10 protein-coding genes and 1 pseudogene are annotated in these 22,943 nt (G+C 52.3%); 7 read left to right on the top strand and 4 right to left on the bottom strand.

Going from position 1 to position 22,943, the window contains the following annotated elements; genetic code table 11:
* Positions 1-83 precede the first annotated feature (83 nt).
* The 3 genes from pip to AAF465_09920 all read left to right on the top strand — a co-directional run bounded on the left by pip (position 84) and on the right by AAF465_09920 (position 12,940).
* Positions 84-1,112, top strand: coding sequence for a prolyl aminopeptidase (gene pip, locus AAF465_09930; GenBank protein MEM7083041.1), 1,029 nt, complete (start codon positions 84-86; stop codon positions 1,110-1,112).
* A 630-nt stretch (positions 1,113-1,742) separates the two neighbouring features.
* Positions 1,743-12,377, top strand: a complete 10,635-nt coding sequence (locus AAF465_09925) for a SpvB/TcaC N-terminal domain-containing protein (protein ID MEM7083040.1) — start codon at positions 1,743-1,745, stop codon at positions 12,375-12,377.
* A gap of 17 nt (positions 12,378-12,394) precedes the next feature.
* Positions 12,395-12,940 (top strand): hypothetical protein, encoded by a 546-nt coding sequence (locus AAF465_09920; GenBank protein MEM7083039.1) that lies wholly within the window; start codon positions 12,395-12,397, stop codon positions 12,938-12,940.
* A 153-nt stretch (positions 12,941-13,093) separates the two neighbouring features.
* Here the strand turns inward: AAF465_09920 and AAF465_09915 are convergent.
* A pseudogene (locus AAF465_09915) lies at positions 13,094-13,312 on the bottom strand (transposase).
* Between the two features lie 303 nt (positions 13,313-13,615).
* On the opposite strand from AAF465_09915, the gene AAF465_09910 reads away from it, so the two are divergent.
* Positions 13,616-14,769 (top strand): IS3 family transposase gene (locus AAF465_09910; protein ID MEM7083038.1). Its coding sequence is split into 2 segments (ribosomal slippage): positions 13,616-13,856 and positions 13,856-14,769, totalling 1,155 coding nucleotides; the frame shifts between segments, so codons are not numbered across the junction.
* Between the two features lie 240 nt (positions 14,770-15,009).
* On the opposite strand, the gene AAF465_09905 is transcribed toward AAF465_09910, so the two are convergent.
* On the bottom strand, positions 15,010-16,314 hold the full coding sequence (locus AAF465_09905; protein MEM7083037.1) for an alpha/beta hydrolase: 1,305 nt from the start codon (positions 16,312-16,314) through the stop codon (positions 15,010-15,012).
* 214 nt (positions 16,315-16,528) lie between these two features.
* On the opposite strand from AAF465_09905, the gene AAF465_09900 reads away from it, so the two are divergent.
* Entirely contained in the window at positions 16,529-17,221 is a 693-nt protein-coding gene (locus AAF465_09900; protein ID MEM7083036.1) for an aspartate/glutamate racemase family protein, read from the top strand.
* Between the two features lie 277 nt (positions 17,222-17,498).
* Complete coding sequence (locus AAF465_09895) at positions 17,499-20,294, top strand: hypothetical protein (GenBank protein MEM7083035.1); 2,796 nt, start codon at positions 17,499-17,501, stop codon at positions 20,292-20,294.
* Between the two features lie 200 nt (positions 20,295-20,494).
* Here the strand turns inward: AAF465_09895 and AAF465_09890 are convergent, their stop codons facing one another.
* Both AAF465_09890 and AAF465_09885 read right to left on the bottom strand, forming a co-directional pair.
* Complete coding sequence (locus AAF465_09890; GenBank protein MEM7083034.1) at positions 20,495-21,004, bottom strand: class I SAM-dependent methyltransferase; 510 nt, start codon at positions 21,002-21,004, stop codon at positions 20,495-20,497.
* A 250-nt stretch (positions 21,005-21,254) separates the two neighbouring features.
* Positions 21,255-21,731, bottom strand: a complete 477-nt coding sequence (locus AAF465_09885; GenBank protein ID MEM7083033.1) for a transcriptional repressor — start codon at positions 21,729-21,731, stop codon at positions 21,255-21,257.
* 257 nt (positions 21,732-21,988) lie between these two features.
* Here AAF465_09885 and AAF465_09880 point away from each other — a divergent pair, with 257 nt between their 5' ends.
* Positions 21,989-22,933, top strand: coding sequence for a thrombospondin type 3 repeat-containing protein (locus AAF465_09880; protein MEM7083032.1), 945 nt, complete (start codon positions 21,989-21,991; stop codon positions 22,931-22,933).
* The last annotated feature ends 10 nt before the right edge of the window (positions 22,934-22,943 follow it).

The following is a 22,943-nucleotide window of genomic DNA, read 5'->3' as shown; positions in this document are numbered from 1 at the left end:
TGTACACGAATGAGTGATGAGGAGAGTCAGGTCTGATTTCTCATCATCGTACCGACACGCAAGACAAATTGTTGAGAGAACCGATGAAAGCAGTGAGAAATGACAAACCCGCTACCGAACTTCACCCACCGATTGAGCCGTATGAGACCGGTTTTCTGGCGGTGGGCGACGAAGCCAAGCACGAGCTCTACTACGAACTATCCGGCAATCGAGACGGCCTGCCGGCACTGTTTTTACATGGCGGTCCGGGTGGCGGTACGCGGCCGGGTGTGCGTCAATTCTTCGACCCAGAAAAATATTGCATCGTATTGCTCGACCAACGCGGATCGGGTAAGAGTCGTCCAAATGTGTCGGAGAACTTCGATGGCGCACTGGCGGACAACACGACGGATCACCTCGTTGCCGACTTGGAAGTGCTCCGCGACCATCTCGGTGTGACCGCCTGGCATTTGGTGCTCGGTGGCTCCTGGGGCTCTACGCTAGCACTCGCCTACGCCCAGGCGCATCCGGATCGAATGAACAATTTGCTTCTGCGGGGCATTTTCACGTTTCTGCGAGATGAGGTCGATAATCTTTTCCGCAACGGATCGACGGCGATGCACTATCCGGACGTTTGGGAAGCTTATCGCGATTTTGTGATCACGCACCCGGCGATGGGGGGAAATGCACCCGATGACCTTCTCGAAGGTTACCAACAGTTGCTCAACGATCCGGCCACCCGGGAGTCGGCGGCGGCTGCCTTTGTGGCCTATGAACTTGCGTTGTCGTCCGCCATACGCGATCAAGATCGAATCAACGCCACTTTAGCCACACCGGCCACCCTGATTCCATTTGCGAGCCTGGAGGTCGTCTACATGCTGGCCGGTGGTTTCATGCAGGAGGGGCAGCTACTTCAACCGGAGTGTCTCGCGCGCCTGCGCGATATCAATATCTCCATGGTGCATGGAAGAGCAGACCATGTGTGCTTACCCACCGCCGCATGGCGGTTGCACAACGCACTCCTCGCCGAAGGTGTCGAAAGCCGGTTGTGGTTTATAGATGGCAATGGCCATACCGACGCCGAAGACGGAATTGGCGGCGCGCTGAGAATGGAAGCAGACCGGATTGCTTGATTGTTGTCCGGTTAGGTGTCCACAGAAGGTCGACAGGCTCTCTAAGGTAGGTTACTCGAGAGGGTCGCAGTCGCGTGACTGAGAAGAATTCGTACCGAGGCCAGCTTGACGACGACCGTCACCAATGGGTGTCGTCGGGTTAGGGAAGGGTACGCTGTAGGCCTTCTGGAAAAAGAAAGAATCGAGTTTCTCATTGTTGCTGTGGTTTTAGATTCGTCGAATCCGTGCAGGCCCAATCAATTGGTAGGCAGACTGCGCCGTCATTGAGTCGCCGGCATGGCAACGCGTATACCGTTATTGAGGCCTCATATATAACGTGCGGTCATTGGCGATGTACCTTTACTCTAAACTAAGTCTGGATTCGCTTAGCCTGATTCTGTGTTGGAGAAGACGAATCCGCTTGTGCTCTTTGACTATTCGTGAAGTTCGACACACCCAATGTGATCAACCGCACACTAAAAACTCCAAACGCGACAACTTGATCACACTTTCTTTTCCATGCGCACTTTGCGTTGAAAATTGTTTATGAGATCCACTTGCATGAGTGAGGTTTCTGTGAAAATCGACACCACATAAAAAACCGCAATCCACTAACCTTCGCTGATTGAGTAATCGATTAGGGAAGTCAGAATGATAAGAGTATGGATCGTCGCGCTATTCAGCCTTCTATTTTTGGGAACCGTTCAAGCGAATGCAGATACTCTCGGGGATCGCGCTAACGGGCCTTGTATTCCGGATGTTCGTGCTAGTCAAAAAGGCGGTTCAACCCAATCGGATTGCCCGCCAATTAATCCACCCCATGGTTCAATTGAGCTGAGTTATCAGTGGCTGGATAGTGATACGGTAAGACTCGAATGGACCTCCGACGGCACAACTGAGCATGGCGGCGAATTCGACGCTGAATATAACGATAAGATATTCAAAGTGCTCAGGAATGGGGCTGAGTTCAGCGGACTGCTCAGTCCGTCTGTCGTTTCCTACGACACCGATTCTCTTGTTACGGGCAGCAATGTGTTTACGGTGGCAGGTTGCAATATCGATTATTCTTCCCAGCCCCAGTGTTACGAGTACCCAGCCTCTGTGGAGGTGTTTTCCCATGCGTCGATTACAAACGTTTCGGCTTTTCGAACCGCGCCAACCGCCAACGAAATTGCCGTCACCTATGGCGTATCGAGTGGCAGCTCGCTGGGCTACACAGTGCATTACGAAAAATGTGATATTGATGGGAATGGCGACAGCGCCGGAAACTGTGTCACCAATCAACTCTTTTGCTTAGATGAACGCGAGGGTCCGGTTGCCGGTGTCGATACGCCGGTCGAAGACAACTGCGTGAACAGTGACGCAGAGTGTTGTGATGCAGTAGAGCCACTCAAGCGCTACCGGTTTACCGTGGATGGGCCTAACGCCGATCCGGTCACCAGCGACGTTGTTGTCTTGATGCAGTCGTCAAACCCGCCCAGTAACTTGCGTGTCAGCGGCGGTCAATCGTCGACCAACAACGGTAGTGCAACGCTGGTTTGGGATGCGCCAACGCCGGTCGCACCTGCTCAGTATCGCGTCTACGCTGCCATGGTGGGGTTAGACGACAGCGAACCGAATATTGTTGATCTATTCCACTGTGCGAATAGTGCGTCAGCGAACGAGTCGTTTGTCACAACTAATCAATGTGAGCTTGAAAACCTAGGGAATGGCAAATGGTTCTTTGCAGTAGAGGCTGAAAACCTCTACGAGGGCGACGTTTTTCCATCCGGCTTTTCTAATACCACGTCGCTGACGGCATTGGCACCCGCGCCGGACATGACCGTTGTGGAGTTAACACAAGGTAGCGGCGCGGATGAAGAGAAAATAACGCTGGAATGGAGTCATGTCGGTGGCACCACGGAGCGTTATCAATACCAGCGACTCGCAACGGCCAATTCGACGCCACTGAACGCAAATTGGAGCGAGACAGGAAATTCGGAACCGTTCGGCGCCACGTTGTCCTTTACTGAGAGTTTGGTTAATTCGAACGCGCATCACTATGTTGTTCGCGCGTGCAATCGATTTGATGACTGTGGTTCGCCCACTGCCGTGGCGAGCCGGACACCGACCTTCCTTGTGCCGGATTCACCAGTAGGGCTTGTAAACACCAGTCCAGGTGGAAGCCTAAATGTCTCGTTTGATTGGTCCGACGTCACGGGCAGCGATTATTTCAAGGCCACGCTTGTTGAGTTTCCATCAATGGGGGACTTGAATATCGAGTCTACCGAGTTGAGCGACTCACAGTGGACACCACCGAGTGGCGTGACGCACGCCAGTTCATACACACTCGCGGTGGTCGCGTGTAACGATCTTCCAATTACAGGTGATCAGTGTAGCGAACCATCTGCCGTGGATGTGCATGTAGTCGGCGATGTGCCCGATTTGTTCGACGTACGTATCGAGTATGAGGGCATGCATCAAGGCGTTGAGCAGGTGCGCTATCGATGGGACTACATCGATGAAGCGGATAACGGATACGTGGTTAGTTCGCGCTGGATATCGATTGATCCAGACGGAAGCGAATCGGCCGGGGCCCTGTGGTCGTCGTTTGAGTTTGTGTGTGACGATATTCCCAGTAATGGCGAGCCCGATGTGGATGTGGGTTATTTAAGTGGCGTCAAAACTTGTGTGGATGAAGGTCGACGAGATCGCAAGTACCAGGTCGTGGTCAGGGCCTACTATCCCGGTGCCTATGAGCAGGCGCAATCGCCGGATACTATCTTGTTGGCGCCTCCCAGCTACCCCGAGGATGTATCGCCGATTGGCTTTGATACCAATAGTGGCGATGCCTCGGTGTCGTGGACGGCCTCGAGCGGACCGGTCGCGCGCTACCGGGTAGAGTCGCGTCGCAAAGATATCGATGGGAGTGCGTTTACTGACTATGCGCCGCAAGCGTGTCAGCCAGCTGGCACCGCAGTCGTCACGAGCGCGTCCTGTGATGTGAGCGGACTGGAAGATGGCGACTGGCAATTTAGGATCACCGCGGAGAACGGACCGGAGTCCGACCCGGCTTACGCCGTCAGTTCGCTTGAACTTGGCGAGAACGAGTACCACGTGCGAATGCTCGCACCGCCCGGCGCGCCGATATTCTCTGGTTACACCTTTAGCGATATTTCAGGCGACAACACGCATACGTCTGGCAGTTATGTTGTCGATTGGTCGGCACCAGTGACCGGTGGTCGATTAGTGAACTACGAGCTTCGGGAGTTTCATAAACCGTTTGGCGCAACCCAGTTTTCCGAAACGGACAACTCGGTCAGTGTTTTGAGTTTGACTCAAAAGGCGTTTGCACCGGACTCACGTCTTGATGGGCACTACTACTACGAGATAAGAGGCATCAACGAAGTGAACGCCGCGTCGGAAAATCCGGCGCTTCAAACGCCGGAATTCAAGGTCGTGAAGGCCATTGCGATTCCCGTGGGAGTGGTGACCGATCAACAGGGTGTGAGCACCGATGCGTCATTCGGTTTATCGTGGAACGCAATTGCCGAACCGCCGGTGGCGCAGGGCTTTGATCTTGATGTGCGCTATCAAGTCTTTTACTGCAGAGCAGACAGCATCGACGCTCCTTGTTCTGGTTTTCAACAGATTGTTCGAATGGACAACTCAGGAACCGATCGGCAAATTGTGGCGAGTGATCTTGAAGGTAATGGGTTCTATCAATTTAAAGTAAGGGCGCATTACGAGGGGAACGTCAGTGCCTTATCGTCTGCGAGCGAATCGGTAGAAGTGCTTTTGCCGCCCGAGCCCGCTACTGGATTGGTGGCGATTCAAGGAAGTGGCGAAGACGAAGACACGTTCATGCTTTCCTGGCAGCATGCATCGGGCACGGCCGATCGATTTGAGCTTGTGTACCGCGCCAATGGCGAGTCGCATTCGGACTACCAGGGTTCTGTGTCGCTCGACTCGGCAACGGTATCGACCGGTGCGAACACCTTTGGCCTTTCTGTGCCACTGATTAGTCTGACGAATCACAGTATCCACATTACGGCCTGCAATGAAGGATCGTGCGGCGAGACAGTCCAGATTGACAAAACGCCTGATCATCTCAGTCCGGATCAGCCGGCCAGTTTTGCAGCAACCCAAGCTTCAAATAGTGTTGAAATCGACTTAACCTGGACGATTGACGAGACGCTCACCGACTATCTACTCCTGACGCTTTACAAGAATGGCGAGCTTGCCCAGGATCCATTAGAGCTTGACGCGATCAGCAATCTGTTGACGTCAGTCCCCGGATCGGGCCTCTACCAGTTCGATCTTATGGCGTGTAACCGGCTCCTCGGCGAGTCTCAATGCAGTGTATCGGCGACCGCCGAGCTCAACGTTCAGGTCTCGGAGGCCTGGTCAGCAAAAGGCGGAAGTGCAGTAGGAGCGCCCGGTTATGACTTCCGTGCGCCGAACCACGACCCGACGGTCGGAGCGTTAGCCGGTGAGGGCGGTGCCGATGGCGGGAGTGCCTATTACAACATTCCTATCACCGTTGTACCCGGTCGCAGCGAAATGCAGCCGAATGTGAGCTTGAGCTATTCGTCTAGCGGTGGTAATGGCCTAGTGGGTGTCGGTTGGTCGCTATCGGCGAATCAGTCGATCTCCCGTTGTGGCTCCACGGTCGTGCATGACGGTGTTATGCGTTCGGTTCAATATGAAGAATCAGACCGTTTGTGTCTAAATGGTCAGCGGCTTCTGCTTGAGACGGGAAGTAGTGCTTATGGTGTGGGTGGCGCGACCTATCGCACAGAGGGTAACAGCCTGACGCGAGTGGAACAGCTAACGGGCGATATTTACGCCAGGAATGACGCCGGTTCGTCGTTTTTGGTCAGATATAAGAACGGTCATATCGCCCATTTTGGCGAAACCGACAACGCCCGGCACGCAGCCGATGGTCGCACGGAGACCATGACCTGGGCGATATCCAGGCAGAACGATCCATCTGAGAACGCGATTCACTACGTGTATGACTCGACCAGCTATGGAAAGGGCGAGCATCTCCTGTCGGAAATTATCTACACCGGAGTCGGCGACAACCAAGGTAATCGACGGGTTGCGTTTGTTTACGAGGATCGGTCTGTCACCGATGTGCATTCGGGTTATTCAGCGGGCGGCCTCACCCAGCTCACGCAACGGCTCGCGCGTGTTGAAACGCATTATGGCCTCTCGAGGCAAGCAAACACGCTGGTTCGGTCGTACACACTCAACTATGGTGATACGAGTCAATACAGTGGCCGAACGCTGTTGCGATCGGTTCAGGAGTGCGGACATTCCGATACCGGTAAGAGCGCCTGTCGACCGGCGACGGCGTTTAGCTGGTCGGAGTCTGAGATTCAATACGAATTTGAGCAGCTTAGCTATACGGATACTAACAACGAGCACCACTGGATTGGTCAAAATCAATTTCATATCCAGGACGTGATTCCGCACAGCGATGAAAATGGGGACGGCGTCGCCGATTTTGAAGAAGCGTTTATTAACGCCGAAGGTCACCAAATCGGTGTTCGCACGTATCAAAATCTGGAAACGTGTATTCAACCCATCGCCACCTTCAACATCGAATGCTTTAGTGGCGACTTCAATAACGATGGACTCACCGACCACTTTTTCGAAAGTGACAGTACTCCAGGGCAGGTCAATATTACGTATTCTGTGCCTCAAGTGAGCAATACCACTGTTCCCGCGCTGGGTACGGTGTCGACACCCGTGCCGATTGGAAGTGGCAAAGTCACGATTCTATCGGTGCAAGATTTCAATGCCGACGGTTGGATCGATTTCGCCGTACGGCAAGATTCCGAAACACGCAGCGGTCAATACGATCTGGTGTTCTATCTTCATACTGGCGATCCCGCCATTCCCTATACGACGAGCAATTCTCAGGTGGCTTTACCGTTTGAATATGTGAGCACGAATATCTTTACAGGATTTACCAGTACGGTAAGTTTCGTTGGCGATGTGAACGGCGATGGCACCACTGATTTTCTCGAGTTTAAAGCCAATCGTTCGGTTAATGATGCTCAGAGTATGCGAGACACGCCGGAGAACATTCACTTTGTAAGACCTTCAGTCGACGGAAGCATCGCAATATCTAGCACTTCATTCTTTGACTATGCTGAAAACGGATTTGATCTCCCAAACCTCTGGCCCGGCGGGGTCGCGGGTTTTGAAAACTCGCATATCTTTATGGACGCAAATGGCGACGGGCTGGTCGATTGGCTAACCATATTTGGTGCGAATCCGACGTCTGAGACACACACGTCGGATCAAGGCACGGTACGGACCTATACGTCGGAGCTTCGATTCCGGCTCAACACAGGCACGTCCTTCAAGCAAGGCTGGCAAAATCTTGGCATCGAAATTCCTGTGGCTATGCGATTCCAGCCGTTTGCCAACACCGATCCCGGGGACGGCGCGCCGTATTTTTCGGCTATCTTATCCAAGACAATCATTGCCGATTACAATGGCGACGGTCGGACGGATATTCTGCGAGCGGAGGATGTTGTCGCGTCTGGGTGCTCACAGTTCATGGCCTATGGCGATGATCTGTCCGCGGAACTGCATGAGGCATGCGATGATGCGCTGTATTCAGCCGTCAACTTTAGTCCGGATAACAACAATGCCGCCGGCTCGGCTTTACCTGGCAGCCATAAAGATGTGTCGCTACGCCGGTATCGCGCCTTCATGCTCAGACCCGATCAAAACGGGCAGGTGATCGTCAGCGACGAATTGACCGATATCTACGCATCCGCGAGCCATCGCGTCGCAGCCGATATTTTTGGTGACGGTTTGGGCGATGTGCTCACAACCGTTGGATGTGACCCCAGTGACACCTACTGCACGTTAACCGACATGCCCGGTGTCAGTCCCACCGATATGGCGTTTGACGGGAGTGGGGCGAAAGTGGGGGCTTACATAAGCCGAAACCTTGGCGCGGCGCGTAACGGCGAGCGTTATCGCAAGCCCGATATGATGGAGCGCGTGGTCGATGGTTTGGGTATGGAGTATCACTGGGAGTACCGGCCCCTATCGAGTGGCGGTATAGACGGCGCGAACAGTCAAGCGTTTTACAACACCGACCACGGCTATGTAAACAGCGGTTCGATTGACGGCACCGATGGCGACCATCACCACTTTGGCTCGAGTTATTATGTGGTGGCTGAGCACCGAAGCAGTCATGGCGGAACGTTCGATCACGACAGTGACGGGTTGTACGATGAGGCGCCACAATCGTTTGATCAATCATTTAATGTGTATCGCTATCGGTATTCGGGTGCTACTTTTAACAAGATGGGCCGCGGTTTTCTCGGCTTTCGTAGTATTGTCGCCGAAGACATCAGTCAAGGCGTAAAAACACGTACCATATTTGATCAAAAATGGCCGTTCACCGGTAATATCGTTAAGACGTGTTCTTGGGAAAACGACGAAAGCGATGCTTTTGAGACGGTGTTGAGTGGCTCAGGCGATAATCTGGTTGTAAGCGTCACATGTAGCCAAACGCCGTTCTCTGAGCAAACGCTGACCTATGAACGATATAGCCTGGTAAATGGTACGGATATATCGGTACCAATCGTCAAGGAAACGATTACACGAGACTTGAATCTCCGTATGGTGCCCATGACAACGAGCACTGTATTACATGAATATTATCCTGACTACGGGAATCTCAAGAAACAGACAATCACCGTTTCAGATTTAGGGATCGGCAACTATAAAACGGAAGAATTCCATGAGTATTATCCGGTGGATATGGCCGCACTCTGGACGGATAAACTCGACCAAACGACCGTGACCCGATTTCCGGTGACTAATCGTGCGCAGCTAGGCGACATTGTCGCCGCAAATGGACTGGATACCGCACCTAAGGTGACGACGTCGTCCTATCAATGGCACGCCAGTCATCGTAAGCCCGTCCAGGTGGCGATTACCGGCGGTGCGACAACGACGACAACGTATACCGATCGCGGTCAGGCTCAGAGCGTAACCGTCGCGGTTAACGGTAATGCGGCGCATAACCGCACCAATACATCGCGCTATCATCTAGACGGGTATTTTCCTTATGAGACCGAAAACGCGCTGCAACACGTTACCTCAATAGAGACAGACCCGAGGTTTGGTGTGCCGGTTCGGGCAACCGACCCCAATCAGATTACAACTGCCACATCGCTGGATCTATTCGGACAGGCAATCTACGTGGAGCAAACCACCGCAACGGGATCGGCCACTCTTCCTGGCATGCACACTGCGTTAAGTTGGTGTGCCGACGAAACGGACGCTTGTCCTGCCGGTGGCGTCATTCGCTCCAGACAGGCATCGGCCGGGACACCGTTGGTGATGGTGGATACCGACCTTGCTGGTCGTACTATCCGCTCGTGGAAAGAGGGGCCTTCCAACCATGTGCTGGCGGGTGACGTTGTGCAGATTATGCAGTATGACCGAAACGGGTACACTCGATTCGAGTCGATACCGCACTATGAGGGTAGTCTGCAGGCCTCTATTGGCACGCGCTACAACGACTACGACACATTGGGCCGATTGCTGTCAAAGTCAGTGGATCAGGCAACCGCCGGACAGTTTACGACCGCGTACAACTATGTATTCTTCCGAACCGATATCACGGCAGACACGTTGTCACTGTCGCGTGTCTATGACAGCCAAAAGCGTTTGGTGAGCGCACGCGATGCCATCGATGGCTATACGCGATATGCCTATGACGGCAGCGGAAATCCCATTGTCATCCAGGATGCGAACCTCAATGCCATTGTGGCAAACCACGACGATTTGAACCGCAAAGTGTATGTGGACGACCCGAATGCAGGGCGTACCGATTTTGCGTACAACTTGGCCGGTGAGTTGATCTCGAAAACGGATGCGGATGGCTACATCGTTGAATCCTCCCACGATTTGCTTGGTCGTGTAATAGAGCGCCACGTACTGGATCCAACACACACATCGCCTGAACTTCGACTCGATGCGAAGTGGCTCTACGACTCCTTGGGCGGTCATGCATTCTTTGGTGCGGTGTTTGAAGAGCAAAAGTACCAAGGCGAAGCAATAACGCCCGTGATGAGTAAGCGATTCTTTTACGACGAGTTTGGTCGAACCACAGATACCTACCACACCATACATGGCGCCACGTATCATGTCGGTACGGCCTATGACCCTGTGTACGGTAGAGAGCTATCAGTGCGGTATCCAAATGGACTTACTGTTGCAAGTGAGTACACAGACAATGGCTATCCATTGCGTGACATTAACGTCGCAACGGGCTATGTGTACCGACAGTTTGACATGGTTGATCAGCACGGTAATCCCACAAGTACGATGTTGGCCGATGGTGTAATTGTTGAATCGGCCGGATTCCATGCCAATACCGGTCAAATGGCGTTTATCAACGCGTCGGCGAACGGCCAGACTCGGCACCATATTGATTACAACGAGTACGACATTTTCGGCAATGTCACGACTCAAACCAAGCACTTCCCTGGCGAAGAGGCCACGGAAACGTTTGGCTACGATGACCTTCATAGGTTGACGTCATCGACTCGAACGATTTCAACCTCAAATGGGGACGACGGTGGCTCGAACGTCTTAGTTAACTACGACTACGATGCCGTTGGTAATATTGTGCAAAAATCCGATTTCGGTTCGCTGTATACTTACGGCGATCTAAATGCCGGTGACAATTGCCACGCGGGTCCAAATGCCGTGTCAAGAATTGACAAGACTAACGGCTCAACCGCTTTCTACTGCTACGATCGGCGAGGCAATCAGACCAGCGGCGATGGGCGCGATGTTTCCTATAACGCGTTCAATCATCCGACAAATATATCCAACAGCTCGACTAACACAAGTTCATACTTCGAATACGGAGCAAATCTACAACGCTACGTTCAGGTTCTGACTCAAGGGGCTACAACGACATACACGTACTACGTGGATAAGCTGTCTGAGATTAAGCAGACCGGAGATGAAGTTGAGTTCCGTAATTACATTGCTGATTACGCTATTGTCACGGAAAAGTTGACCGGGCAAATTACAGCTGAAGGGCTCCAAAATCTCACGACGCTAAGCAATAAGATATCTTTCTTGCACAAGGATCGCCTTGGTAGTGTCTCAACGGTGCTAGATGAAGTCGGTGAGATTGCTGAGCGTAGATCTTTTGATCCGTTTGGTAAACCCAGGGAAGGATCTTGGCAGGACAAAATATCACCTGTCATCGAAAGTCCCTTGACCAATCGCGGGTTCACAGGGCACGAACATCTCGACGGTGTTGAGCTGATTCATATGAACGGTCGAATCTATGATTATCAGTCTGGGCGATTCTTGAGTGTCGACCCCATAATTCAAGCGCCAACGAATAGCCAGAGTATGAATCCGTATTCGTACATCATGAATAACCCGCTAGCAGGAATTGATCCTACAGGATACTCAGCGGAAGATGTCCCCAACGGTGCTAGAAATATGACCGTTACTGTGTCTACATCCAAGAAAGTGTATAAAACCGGTTCGCGAATTGCTAAGGGAGAAATATCTACCACGCTAACTGTTGAAGTAACGCCAGACGGTAAAGGAACGGTAATCGAGGTTAATCGAACCATTACCAAGGCTGGAAAAGAAGTTGTAAATATGACACGCGAAGTGTCTCAAGAAACAAACGGAGGGAGGAGTGCCAACTCTACAGGCGGCGCGGAGCCGTCGGTGATGACCACCGGAGGGACTTCTGCTGCTTCAAAGGGTCAGCTAGCCCCCCCTGAGAAAGAAGTTATGCCGGAAGTGGACACATCCAATGGCGGTTCCGACGATTATCATCAAGTGGTGGATGAGTTGGCAGGTGATGTATGGAAGCAAACCTTAAATACGAACAGGAAGTGGGAATATATTGGCTATGTCGTGTCAAAGCAAGTAGAAGATGAGCATGGCAATGCTAAGACGATATACTTCCGAACTACTTCGGAGACAAGCAAAAGCCCGATTGGTACGAAGACTAATCCTGAATTTTATAAGAGGCTGATTGAGTCCGGATTTAAATTAGTGGCGTCAATACATTCACACCCTTCGGTTAAGTTTTCCGAGCCAAACCGGTTCTCAGATCCCGATGTGGCGTTTAGCGATTTTAGATTTGGGAAGTATGACAGTTATGTTGCAACATATATGGTCGAGAAGAAAGGTAAAAGTTATAAGTTGCGCATACTTCGTGAAGGCGGTAAGTTTTATGGTAAGCCTTGTCCTGGAGGGAGTAAATTTTGCGAACAGTAGTTTATAACGGATTGTGCATGCTAGTGCTTCTTGCTCTCTTAGCTATGTCGTCATGCGCGCGAGTAGAGCAGGTCACTAGGGTTGAGGAAGTGCATGGTTTACATGCAATGTTCTTGTCGTATAACGAACCCGATGAAGAAATTGACTACAGGACATGCGACATACGTTGGGATAGTCTTTGGTCTGGCGGAGAGTGCTTTGTACTTTACGATGACAGTCTCCAGATCGATGACCCAATAGAACGTCTACATACGATTTTCTTGCAAGCTGCTGAATATCAGGGCGTCGATATTGAAGGCAGTCGCGGGCTAAGCAAGGATGAAGTTCGCAACGCAACATGTACGGGAGGGTTTGTCGCCAGTTGTACATTGGCGGATCTCAAGCGTACGTATTGCATTCCCTTTTTCTCAGAGAAGATCGTCTATGATCTGTCCGATTTCGATGGTATTCAAGAAGCTGGAACGCTACAGGATTACGATCCGCGTAACTTGGAACATTTCCGCCAAGTAGTCGAATTTTCGCTGAGCGAATCTTCAACGTACAGGGACAATTGTGGGCCGTGAGTGCGATAGGCGTCTTGCCGAAACCGTGGACGACGAAGCCATGGGCAGTGAAGCGCTGGACAGTCACAGCTTGGGGAGCCGTGGACGCGGAGCCTTGAGCGGGCTTCAGTACTTTCCCTCGATAATCGTCTTCATGCCCTGGATATCCGAGGTCTGATCCGCAACGATCTGTTTAAGTCGACGGTTCTCATCTTCCAGTTGCTTGAGCCGCTTGAGCTCCGATGAGCCCAAAACGCCGTACTTCGACTTCCATCGATACAGCGTCTGCTGGCTGATGTTGTGCTGGCGGCAGATCTCTGCCGCCGTTAATCCGCCCTCATGTTGTTTCAGGATCGAAGCGATCTCCGTTGGGTTGTGTCTCTTGCCTAAGATGTTTCTCCTTCATCTTCAGTGTAATGGAAAAACTCTAACTTGAGCTACTCATGCTTGAGGGGGTAAGGTCATTCAGTAGTCTGCGGCATAACTGATAGTACGTTCGGTCCGGCGCTAGGTACGGCGGTCGGATCTGGGATTTGTTCTCTAAGTGGCTGTAATTCGGAATAGATATGATCGAGAAATGGTTTTGCGGAACGTACTATCACCTAAGGAATTTTGAGGTCGCAAATTCACGAACGGGTTCTACCCCGATAAAGCGGACACTTCAAAAAAGAGCGATAATGCTCGCGGAGGAGTGTCATGCCAAAACGAAGATCGTACTCTACGGAGTTTAAACTTGAAGCCATTGAGATGGCAAAACAGCCCGGCGTAACCAAGACTCAGATCGCCAAAGACCTTGGGATTAATCCCAACATGATCGGACGCTGGGAGAAGGAGCTTGCAGAATCTGGTTCCAACGCCTTTCCAGGCCAAGGCAAGTCGCGTGATGAAGAGGTCACCGCGCTGAAGCGTGAGCTTGCCAGCGCAAAAAAGGAACTGTCTTTTTTACGCGAAGCGGCAGCGTACTTTGCGAAGGGTCGGAAGTGAAATATCAGATGATCGAGCGCTGCCGCGAAGCCTACTCTGTACGGATGATGTGTCGCCGGCTGGGCGTGTCGCCTAGCGGCTATTACAGTTGGCGTAAGCGCCCGCCTAGCCGCCGCAAGATCGACAACCTGCGCCTCGCAGAACGGATCAGAGCGCTCCATGCTGAGAGTGACGGCGTGCTGGGTAGCCCGCGTATCTGGGAGGACCTGCGCTACGAGGGCGAATCCTGCAGCAAGAACCGTGTGGCTCGCTTGATGCGAGTAAACGGCTTGAAAGGCGTGCCCGTCAAACGACGATCACCGAAGCGAAAGCCTGGCACCCGTCCCAATGGGATACGTAATCACCTGGCTCGCGACTTCAAAGCCGACGCACCCAACACCAAATGGGTGACCGACATCACCGGCATCCGCGTTGGTCAAAAATGGCTTTACCTGTGCGCGGTGATGGATCTGTACTCGGGGATGATCGTTGGATGTTCGATGAGTACGACTCAGAACAAACACTTGGTTCTGCAGGCTGTACTCATGGCGCTGTGGCAACGAGACGATCGCTCGCCGGTCATCTTGCACTCAGATCGTGGTTGTCAGTTTACCAGTCACGAGTACCAGCACTTCCTGGCGGGTCACAACCTGACCTGCTCTATGAGTGCGGTGGGGAGTTGTGCCGACAACGCGGCTATAGAAGGCTTCTTCGGCATGATGAAACGAGAGTGGATCAATCGTAAACGTTACACGTTGATCAATGACGTACGAGCCGACGTGTTCCACTACATCGAGAGGCTTCACAACCCCAGACGGCGACGAAGACTTGAAATGCAGAAACTGGAAGAAATATCCTTAACCAAACCGTCCGCTTTATCGGGGTAGAACCCTTGGGATCCAAGAGTGCTTAATTTTAAGTTGCCAGTACTCAGATTTGTTGTCGAAAAGTGCTTGGAATTATGAGGTTGAACACTGCTTTGCGGGGAGTTCCACAGTCTCGCCGGATGCCGGGTATCACTAAACTACCTATATTTAACATAATATATATTATACGCAGTAGTGTAACTGCGGAGAAGGGGCAATAGGCCTGAAAATACCTGGGAATTTGTCGAAAACCGCTCTTTCTTACCGATCAACACTAGTGCCATATTGCTGTTCCAAGCGCCCATTGGCCCAATCTGCGATGAGATCGTAGTAAGTGTCTGTGATCCGGGTGTATTGGCGAGTGCCGTCTGCTGACTGCATGAACTCTCGCATGCCGTGATCGGTGTTTGGGTACATCACAATAGTGATGTCTTTTCCTTCACGCCGTAACGTCTGAAGTCGACTGAGCGTTTTCGTGACCGGTGCTTCGCGATCAGCTTCAGCCAACACCCAAAGTTGCGGTACGTTCACTGTACGCAGCACATTCATCGGTTTGATAGACCAATCGATATTCAGCCGGTCAAACATGGGGACTCCTTCTTCGCGCAATTTATCAGGCGACATACCAAGCAATACGCCCGTAAAGCCGCCGCGAATGGCTGAAAACCATGGCTCATCCCCGTACAGCGACTGAACAGCCGCTAGATCGTCAAGGCCATCTTGGTAGTGTGAGACGGCAAGCCGCGCGGTGATGTCCGTTATTTGATTCGCTTTGCTCAGTATAGCCTTGTCGTATCCGGCTTCTATCAGTTCCAGCTCGACTTGCGCCGCGTCTTCTTCAAGAATATCAACCACGAGTCCGTAGCTGATACCAATGAAGTCTGCGTCGCTTCTTGCCGCCGCTAATGGTGCAATCCAACCGCCTTGGCTAAAACCAAACAGTCCAAAACGAGAATAACGCGCTTCTGCGATGCGCTTTGCTTCTGCCGCCGCAGCGACGAGGTCGTCAGCAAGCTCAGGAAAATTCTGTGAGTACGCCCCGCCGGACTTCCCTGTACCCCGTTTGTCGTAGACGAACACCGACACACCCCTCGCCACGAAATGATACGGATAGCGTGAATCTTCAATCCAGCCGCGTTCTTCTGAACCATGTGCCAGCACGATTAATGTGGACGCCGGGCTTGCGTCAACGGGCTCAATCAATTGCCCAGCTAACGTAACACCGTCCGATTCGAACCGCGTATTCGTGACCGCCAGAGTCTGTCGTGGCAGGATAGTTGTTTGTTGAAGGCGAATAGAATCGTTGCCACATTCGATCGGTCCAGTGTCTTCGATGCGGCCCAATCGACCGTCATTCATCGAATAGCGAAATGTGTTGTTTCGACGTGTAATCACTACGAATCTCGACGAGGTGCCATATACGCCGACACGACACAATCCCTGCATAAAAGGCGCTGCCGCTACCGGCGCAGACTCTTCCGCCTTATCACCGCGTTGACTCGAGCATGAGGTGGCGAGTACTGCCACAAAGAGCGCTAGCACACGTATACAGGTGTGTGGTGTCATCGGGTTTATCACTTCAATGCCGTAATTTATTGATGAGTCAAATTGATTAATACTGGAAAGCCATCGACTGGCAATCGCTCATTGGTGCACTTACCATTGTCGAGATCCGTCGTCGGTAAACCCTACCACAGTCCTTTGCCAGTTAATTGAAGCTTGTATCAATCGACACGCATAAAGACCACTTTCTGATCACGTAACGCCGAGACTTACCCGTATGAAAACGATTGGCATCCTCGGCGGCATGTCCGCCGCGTCTACACAGATTTATTACCGTGTTTTGTGCGAGAAAACGCGTGAACGCCTCGGCGGACTACATTCTCCAGAGCTGCTTATACGGTCACTTAATTTTGCCGTTATTGAAGCGCTGCAAATGGAAGGAGATTGGCATGGTGCCGCTTCCCTTCTTCAGCAAGAAGCGAGCGCATTGCAAAGGGGCGGGGCTGACCTGGTAATTCTAGCCACTAATACCATGCATAAGCTCTTCGATCAGATCGAAGCGGCGGTCGACATTCCAGTCATTCACATTGCGGACGCAACAGCTGCAGCGATTGTCACCGGCGGATTTTCGTGTCCGGGTCTCATGGCTACTGCTTTCACCATGGAGCAATCGTTCTATGTCGATCGACTAAAGGCGGCCGCCTTAGCGCCGATCATTCCCAACGCAAAAGACCGCGCAGAAACGCATCGTATTATCTACGAGGAGCTCTGCAAGGAAATTATCTTACCAACGAGTGCGGCGACCTACGTTGCCATTGCAAGTCGGTTGGTTGACGCTGGCGCTGATTGCCTCGTTCTAGGTTGCACCGAAGTCGGTATGCTTTTAAACGAATCGAATGTATCGGTGCCGGTGTTTGACACAACGCTGATCCATTGCTCGGCCGCGCTGGATAACGCTCTTGAGTCGTAAAGGCGGTCGCTTGCCGGTCCCTCCCCTATCAATGACAGACGACTTTACGCAGTGCGATGAAGATGGGGAGTGTTTTTTCAGTGGCACTGTCCAGTTTGCGGTTAAATCACGGCGTTATGTGGCAGCTAAGGAGACGGTGCGGTAAAGTGAAGCGAGTGGTAGCCGTTTGAAGACTCCGACTCTTCGACTAATAAGTATAAGCACCGATGCACTTGCGTTCTGACAAAAAAAACAGATAGAAGTGACTATGTTTACGCAATCTCCAAGAGTATCTTCGATGTTCCCAAGTTGGATCGGCTTCTTTCTCGCAAGCCTAGTCGCATTCGGGAGTTCCGATTTCGCGGCTGCGGCAAACCTCACAGCCCATGAGCAGCAGAAGTATGTCGAGATCCTCGAGGCACAGGCATCGTTGGATGCATTAATCGCCGGGTACACCGATGATCGATTCCGGAAAAAACAGCGCCAGGCCAAAAAAGAGCTTCGTTTGATTCGGCGTTTACTAAGAAAAACAAAGAATACCGACCTGACTAACCGGCTACACATGCGACTCAACGCGTTACTTCGCGAAATCGGCAGTGGTGACAATTACGATGAGCGGGTGTGGCGCGATAAAGCCTTAACCGATACCGACTTTCCGGTGCACCACGAATTCACGCGCCTTTATAAGCAGCTTTACAGCACGCCCAATAGCCGCTACGACACGGCTAGCCGTTTGTACTCATTGCCAACGCTGGATGCCGCATCGGGCAACCGTGTTGCCCAGCCGGCGCCACATTCGTCCGCGCCCTCTAATTCGCAGACGCAAGTTGCCGAGTCCACTTCCCCACCCGCTGTGCATACGGCGACGGTTCAGTTTGAGGAGGTAAAGCCGCCCATCTACGACCCCGATCACTATCGCGGAATATTTGATTTTCGCCGCGTCTTTTTGCCAGGCGGTGATGGTACTTACTCTCCTCTCAGTCGATGTGACGACGGCGTATCGGTGTTTTATTCGGTAGTGAATAGTCGCAACAAGTACGATGGCAGTACCGAGATTTGGAACATCCGACACACGTGGTCTCGAATGGCTAAAACAATTGCTGATCAGGAGCGCCAATCGTGTCCAGGGCTGAATAAAATCGTCTTTGTGGCACGCGAGAGCAAAGTGGATCAGCCGCTTTTTCGCCTCGAGTTTAATCGTAACGAAGGCTTCAAGTTGATCGATACGGGCAACGTAATGGTGTCAGGTCGAGGGATTAACAACACCATCAGCTATTTGCAAACGATTCACGAGCAGTACACTGGCTCGGGATCGACCACAGCCAATGTTGAGGCGAGCTCAGTTTTACCCCCGGTACCTGCGCTGGATATCTTCATTGGGCATAGGAAGTTTTTCGCCGACGGCAATCCGGCCATTAAAGCAATGAATAGTGAAGAGCAACTTGCCGCCTGGCGTGCGCTTCGTGAGAAGATAGATCGTTTCAACCGTGACGGGCAACGGGCGGATTACGCTCATCGCAGGGCGACCGGTCGAGGGCTTAGCTATCTACCATTGCCCCAATCCGAAACGCTGTTTGTGCAGAGCGCGTTCTATCCATCTGTCAACGCCATTTTGTATTACTACGCGCAGCTCATTAGCCAGTTGCCGTATAGCGTAGAGAATGTGGTTGACTTGATGGGCTACAACACACCCAATGATCAATCGTCAGTCATCAGCGACACGTCTAAGGCTGTCGATGACCTGCTCCGTGTCAATAATCACTGGGCGAGAATTTTGGGGCGATGCCAATACGAAAAATTCGCTGTCTCGAATCTATGTGTCGATCCTTATCGGAATTTCGCAAGGGGTCGGACCAGTGATCTTGTTCGCGATTTGAAGTTCTTCTTGTCGGAATACTTGGCGCAACATGAGCAAGCCATAATAGACGACCTCACTGCGGGTCGGTTAGACGCCAGCGTGTTTGAACCGATTCGATATCAAACACGCGCGCAATATGTGGCGTACACCAAACTGGCGCGGGTTCTAGCACCCGATGCGCACGAGAAACGACTGGATCAAACCGTCTTGCTGGCAGGCTCAACAATCGGTAAAGAGACCATCGTCGCGGCGTCATTAGGTGAGGTTGACAGTGTCAAAGCAGTATTCGACGCCGTTTCACGATCCAGCGCGATCGATGAGCCCACCTTGTTAGCCACGGTTCGGTATTGGCGAGACGCGGCCGCTTTTTTGCAGCATGACCATGCTCAACTCGGCTTGTCGAACTACTATAAGACGCTGTTTCACTCATTCGACTATGCCATGCAGTCGGCACGCTCAGGCAATGTCGACGCCATGAAAATTGTCGCGCAAGGATACGACAACGGCAATCATGTGCCGCAAAGCCCGGCTGATGCCCGCTACTGGTATTTTCATACCGCGCACGCAGGCGATTGCAGTGTTCATGCCCCCTTGAGTTCATTGTTAGTGGGTCTGGATGAAGCGGCGCAACGGCAGCAAGAGCTCGACACGATTTGCGCAAGCTATCTTCAGGCGCAAGCGCAGGCTCGACAGCAGCGGTTGTCGGAAATGGAAGAACGTCGCAGATTGCGAATTGAACGAGATAAACAGATTCGACGCGAGACAGCGCGGCGACAGGCTCAAATTGTCAGCGACTCTCGCGCGGGCAAAACGGGCGATATCAAGGAGCGCTATGAGGATTTGCGACGGGTTGTTCAGACCGAAACGCAGCGCTGCTTCCAGGCCGCTCAAGATCGACACTTTTCGAAAACACTCAATTGTCTCGTACCGCACATTGTTTCGGATCAATGTGTGCGTATGGTACGGAATATCAATAGTCGAGTCGCGGAATGCACTTTGTCGGCAAACGAACGTATTCACGAGGCGTCTTTATATGTTTTACACAACCCTGAATCCTGCCCGACCTTTCGCGCGCAGCTACAGTCGATCCTCTCTGCATGGGGTGTCGCTATGATTGAAATCGGCGGTTACAGTAGCGATAAAGAAAGCTGGATGGGTCGAGAACGTGAGCATTTTGAGTTTGGTTTCGAATTGACCAAAGCCTTCGCGTTGGTTAGACCGAGTAGTTGCCCGTAGCATTGTCGTCCCTGCATCGGTCAGCATGAGGATCACTGCGGCGGCTGCATTGTAAATCGGTGGCGGATCATACTCGCCGGTCGAGGACGAAGTTGCGTAAGCGTAGTGACAGGCCGCAGCCAGTCGTGAAAATAGGTGGGACTAATCCGTTCGGTACTTATAAATTCACCTTGCTGTTATATTTTCCATGAAATCAAGACTTATTGCGCGTAACCTACCCAGCCTCGCCAAGTAAAGGCCGCATAAAAGAGGCTGACGTTGGTCAGGCCACATTCGGTCAAAATCCGTTCGTCTTGTTCAGGCTCGAGCGCATTTAGCGATTCAGCGATCGAAGCGCGCCCTTCTCGCGCCACGTTAGGATCCATGCCCGCCGCGACAGAATACGCCTCGTGTCGGTCCAGGCAAACACCACGATGAGCCGGATCCTGGGGGAAACTGCAGTGGACGGCCACAAAAGGTGCGCCGGGTCGCAAACGCCGGACAATTTCGGTCACCGTCCTTAGCCGTTCGCGCTCATTTAAAAAATGCAGAGTCAGTAGGCTTGTGGCGGCATCGAACGGCCCGTTTGGCGCGTCGTCTGCGAAACCATGAACGAGCGTTACGCGATCAGTAAATGAAGCGAGTCGTTTGCTGGCCTCGTCCAGCATCGGTTTGGCAGGGTCAACGCCGACAAAGGACCAGGAACGATGGGCATTGGCGAAGGCCTCGATCTCGAGTCCCCCCCCCCGGCGCCATGCACCAAAACATGAGCGTCCCGGGGTGCATGCTGGTCGATCAATACGCTGGTCATACGATGGAGTGCATCAAAGCCTGGGACGAATCGGTGAGGTCCTTCCGCATAGCGCGCCGCGTGCGTGACGTCATCAAACAGCGAGTCGAAGGGTGTTCTTGGGCTCGACATGATCCCCCTTTCTCTTGATCGTGGGGCTGCCCTTTTCAGCTAGCCGTTGATTGGCTCAGCTATGATTCAGGCTTGGACGCGCAGTTGCGGCACAATCCGGCGACTTCAATCACCGAATTGTGTGGGACAAACCCCTGCTCTTCGGTAATTTCGTTGAGTAGCGTCTCAAATTTTTCCGAATCGGTCTCGTTGACCATGCCACAGTCGGTGCATAGGAGGTATTGGCTAACATGATCGTGCCCAGGATGAGCGCAGGGTAAATAGGACTGTGCCGATTCGAGTCGATGTACCAATCCGACATTAATTAAAAACTCAAGATGACGATACGCCGTGAGCGGTGCAATTTTGCGTTCTTGGCGTTGTTCAAGCAGCGACACCAGCTCATAGGCGGACAGAGCACGGTCACAGGCCACCAACTCGGCGTAGGCGGCCAGTCGAGCCGGCGTAAGACGGGCGCCCATCTCGGCACACCGATCTTCGGCGAGTTTGCGCCACTTATCGGGCAGCTGAGCAGATGCGGGAACAGCTCGGCTCATGGGGCTTTTTCCATTTTTTGCACCATATTATTCTAACGCAGAACGCGACTTCGATTAACCTCACCGCGCCCAATTCGTGGGGCGCTTGTCGGCGTAACAGCGCTCACTTCTACGACGGCTTAATGCGGCAATTGGGTGCCAATAGTGGCCGTCAATTTCGCTTGTTCAGTCGGGTCACCAAGCACGTCGTTATCAGCATAGTACGCCCAAAAATGCTATAATGTAACAATACTGTGTTCGACGTGGGGATTGTGGTGATGAAACCTAATACTAATACTTTATTTTACAATATAATAGCGCTAATTCTTCTGGCTTTTTCGAGTTCTGCTACGGCCCAGCATCAGGATGTTATCGGGAATGTAGAGCAGTCTCAGATCAACATTCTTAATGGGATGGCCATGCCGGATGGCGGCCACTTGTACGCGGCCGATTTTGGCGAATTGGGCACACCGTTTGGTACCGACGATCCTGGCTTTAATTTTGACAGCGGTAATTTCATCCAAGGTGAAATTTTGACGTACTCAGCGACGAATGCACTGCAGTTTTGGGACGGCGCCAATTGGATCAACGCTGTGCCGGACAACGAGCGCGTGGTCATTACCGATATTCTCGGTAGCCAGAGTCTCATTGAGACCTCCGGTGTCACCAATGCTAGCGGGTTCGTCGACGCAGCCGATTCCAGCGGCGGTATTCACACGCACATCGATTTTGAGGTTGAAAACACCCTTGGCGTGGGCGATCCGTCCGCCGGAGCTTACCTCATCCAATTTAAACTCTTTGGCGTGGCCAGCGATCAGGTAACTCAGGTGTACGACGATTCAGCACCGATCATGATCGCGTTCAATTTGGGTTTGAGCGATAGCGACTTTGATGTGGCGGTTGATGCGCTACTCACGGTAGCCGATGCGGACGGCGATTCGGTCGGCGATAACGTCGACAACTGTTCTGTCGTTGCAAATGCCAGTCAGGTCGACACCGACGGCGATGGATACGGTAACGCGTGTGATCCGGATTTCAACAACGACTGCGTCGTCAATTTTATCGATTTTTCGGCGCTGTCTAGCCAGTTTTTAAGCACGACGTCACCGCTTTACGATCTGAATTCAGACGGTGTGGTCAATTTCCTCGACATCAGCCAGTTTGTCCCCTTCTTCCTGGCAACACCGGGGCCAAGCGGCACCAGCGCTGCGTGTAGTCTTTAGGCCTTGTTCG

The organism is Pseudomonadota bacterium, from assembly GCA_039028935.1.
In the GTDB taxonomy this organism is placed as follows: domain Bacteria; phylum Pseudomonadota; class Gammaproteobacteria; order Steroidobacterales; family SZUA-146; genus SZUA-146.
This window is presented reverse-complemented; position numbering and strand designations above follow the sequence as displayed.

Bases quoted from the DNA above. Each gene is read 5' to 3' on its own strand.
- pip (MEM7083041.1), top strand. From the start codon at position 84: ATGAAAGCAGTGAGAAATGACAAACCCGCTACCGAACTTCACCCACCG.
- AAF465_09925 (MEM7083040.1), top strand. From the start codon at position 1,743: ATGATAAGAGTATGGATCGTCGCGCTATTCAGCCTTCTATTTTTGGGA.
- AAF465_09920 (MEM7083039.1), top strand. From the start codon at position 12,395: ATGCTAGTGCTTCTTGCTCTCTTAGCTATGTCGTCATGCGCGCGAGTA.
- AAF465_09905 (MEM7083037.1), bottom strand. From the start codon at position 16,314: ATGACACCACACACCTGTATACGTGTGCTAGCGCTCTTTGTGGCAGTA.
- AAF465_09900 (MEM7083036.1), top strand. From the start codon at position 16,529: ATGAAAACGATTGGCATCCTCGGCGGCATGTCCGCCGCGTCTACACAG.
- AAF465_09895 (MEM7083035.1), top strand. From the start codon at position 17,499: ATGTTCCCAAGTTGGATCGGCTTCTTTCTCGCAAGCCTAGTCGCATTC.
- AAF465_09885 (MEM7083033.1), bottom strand. From the start codon at position 21,731: ATGAGCCGAGCTGTTCCCGCATCTGCTCAGCTGCCCGATAAGTGGCGC.
- AAF465_09880 (MEM7083032.1), top strand. From the start codon at position 21,989: ATGAAACCTAATACTAATACTTTATTTTACAATATAATAGCGCTAATT.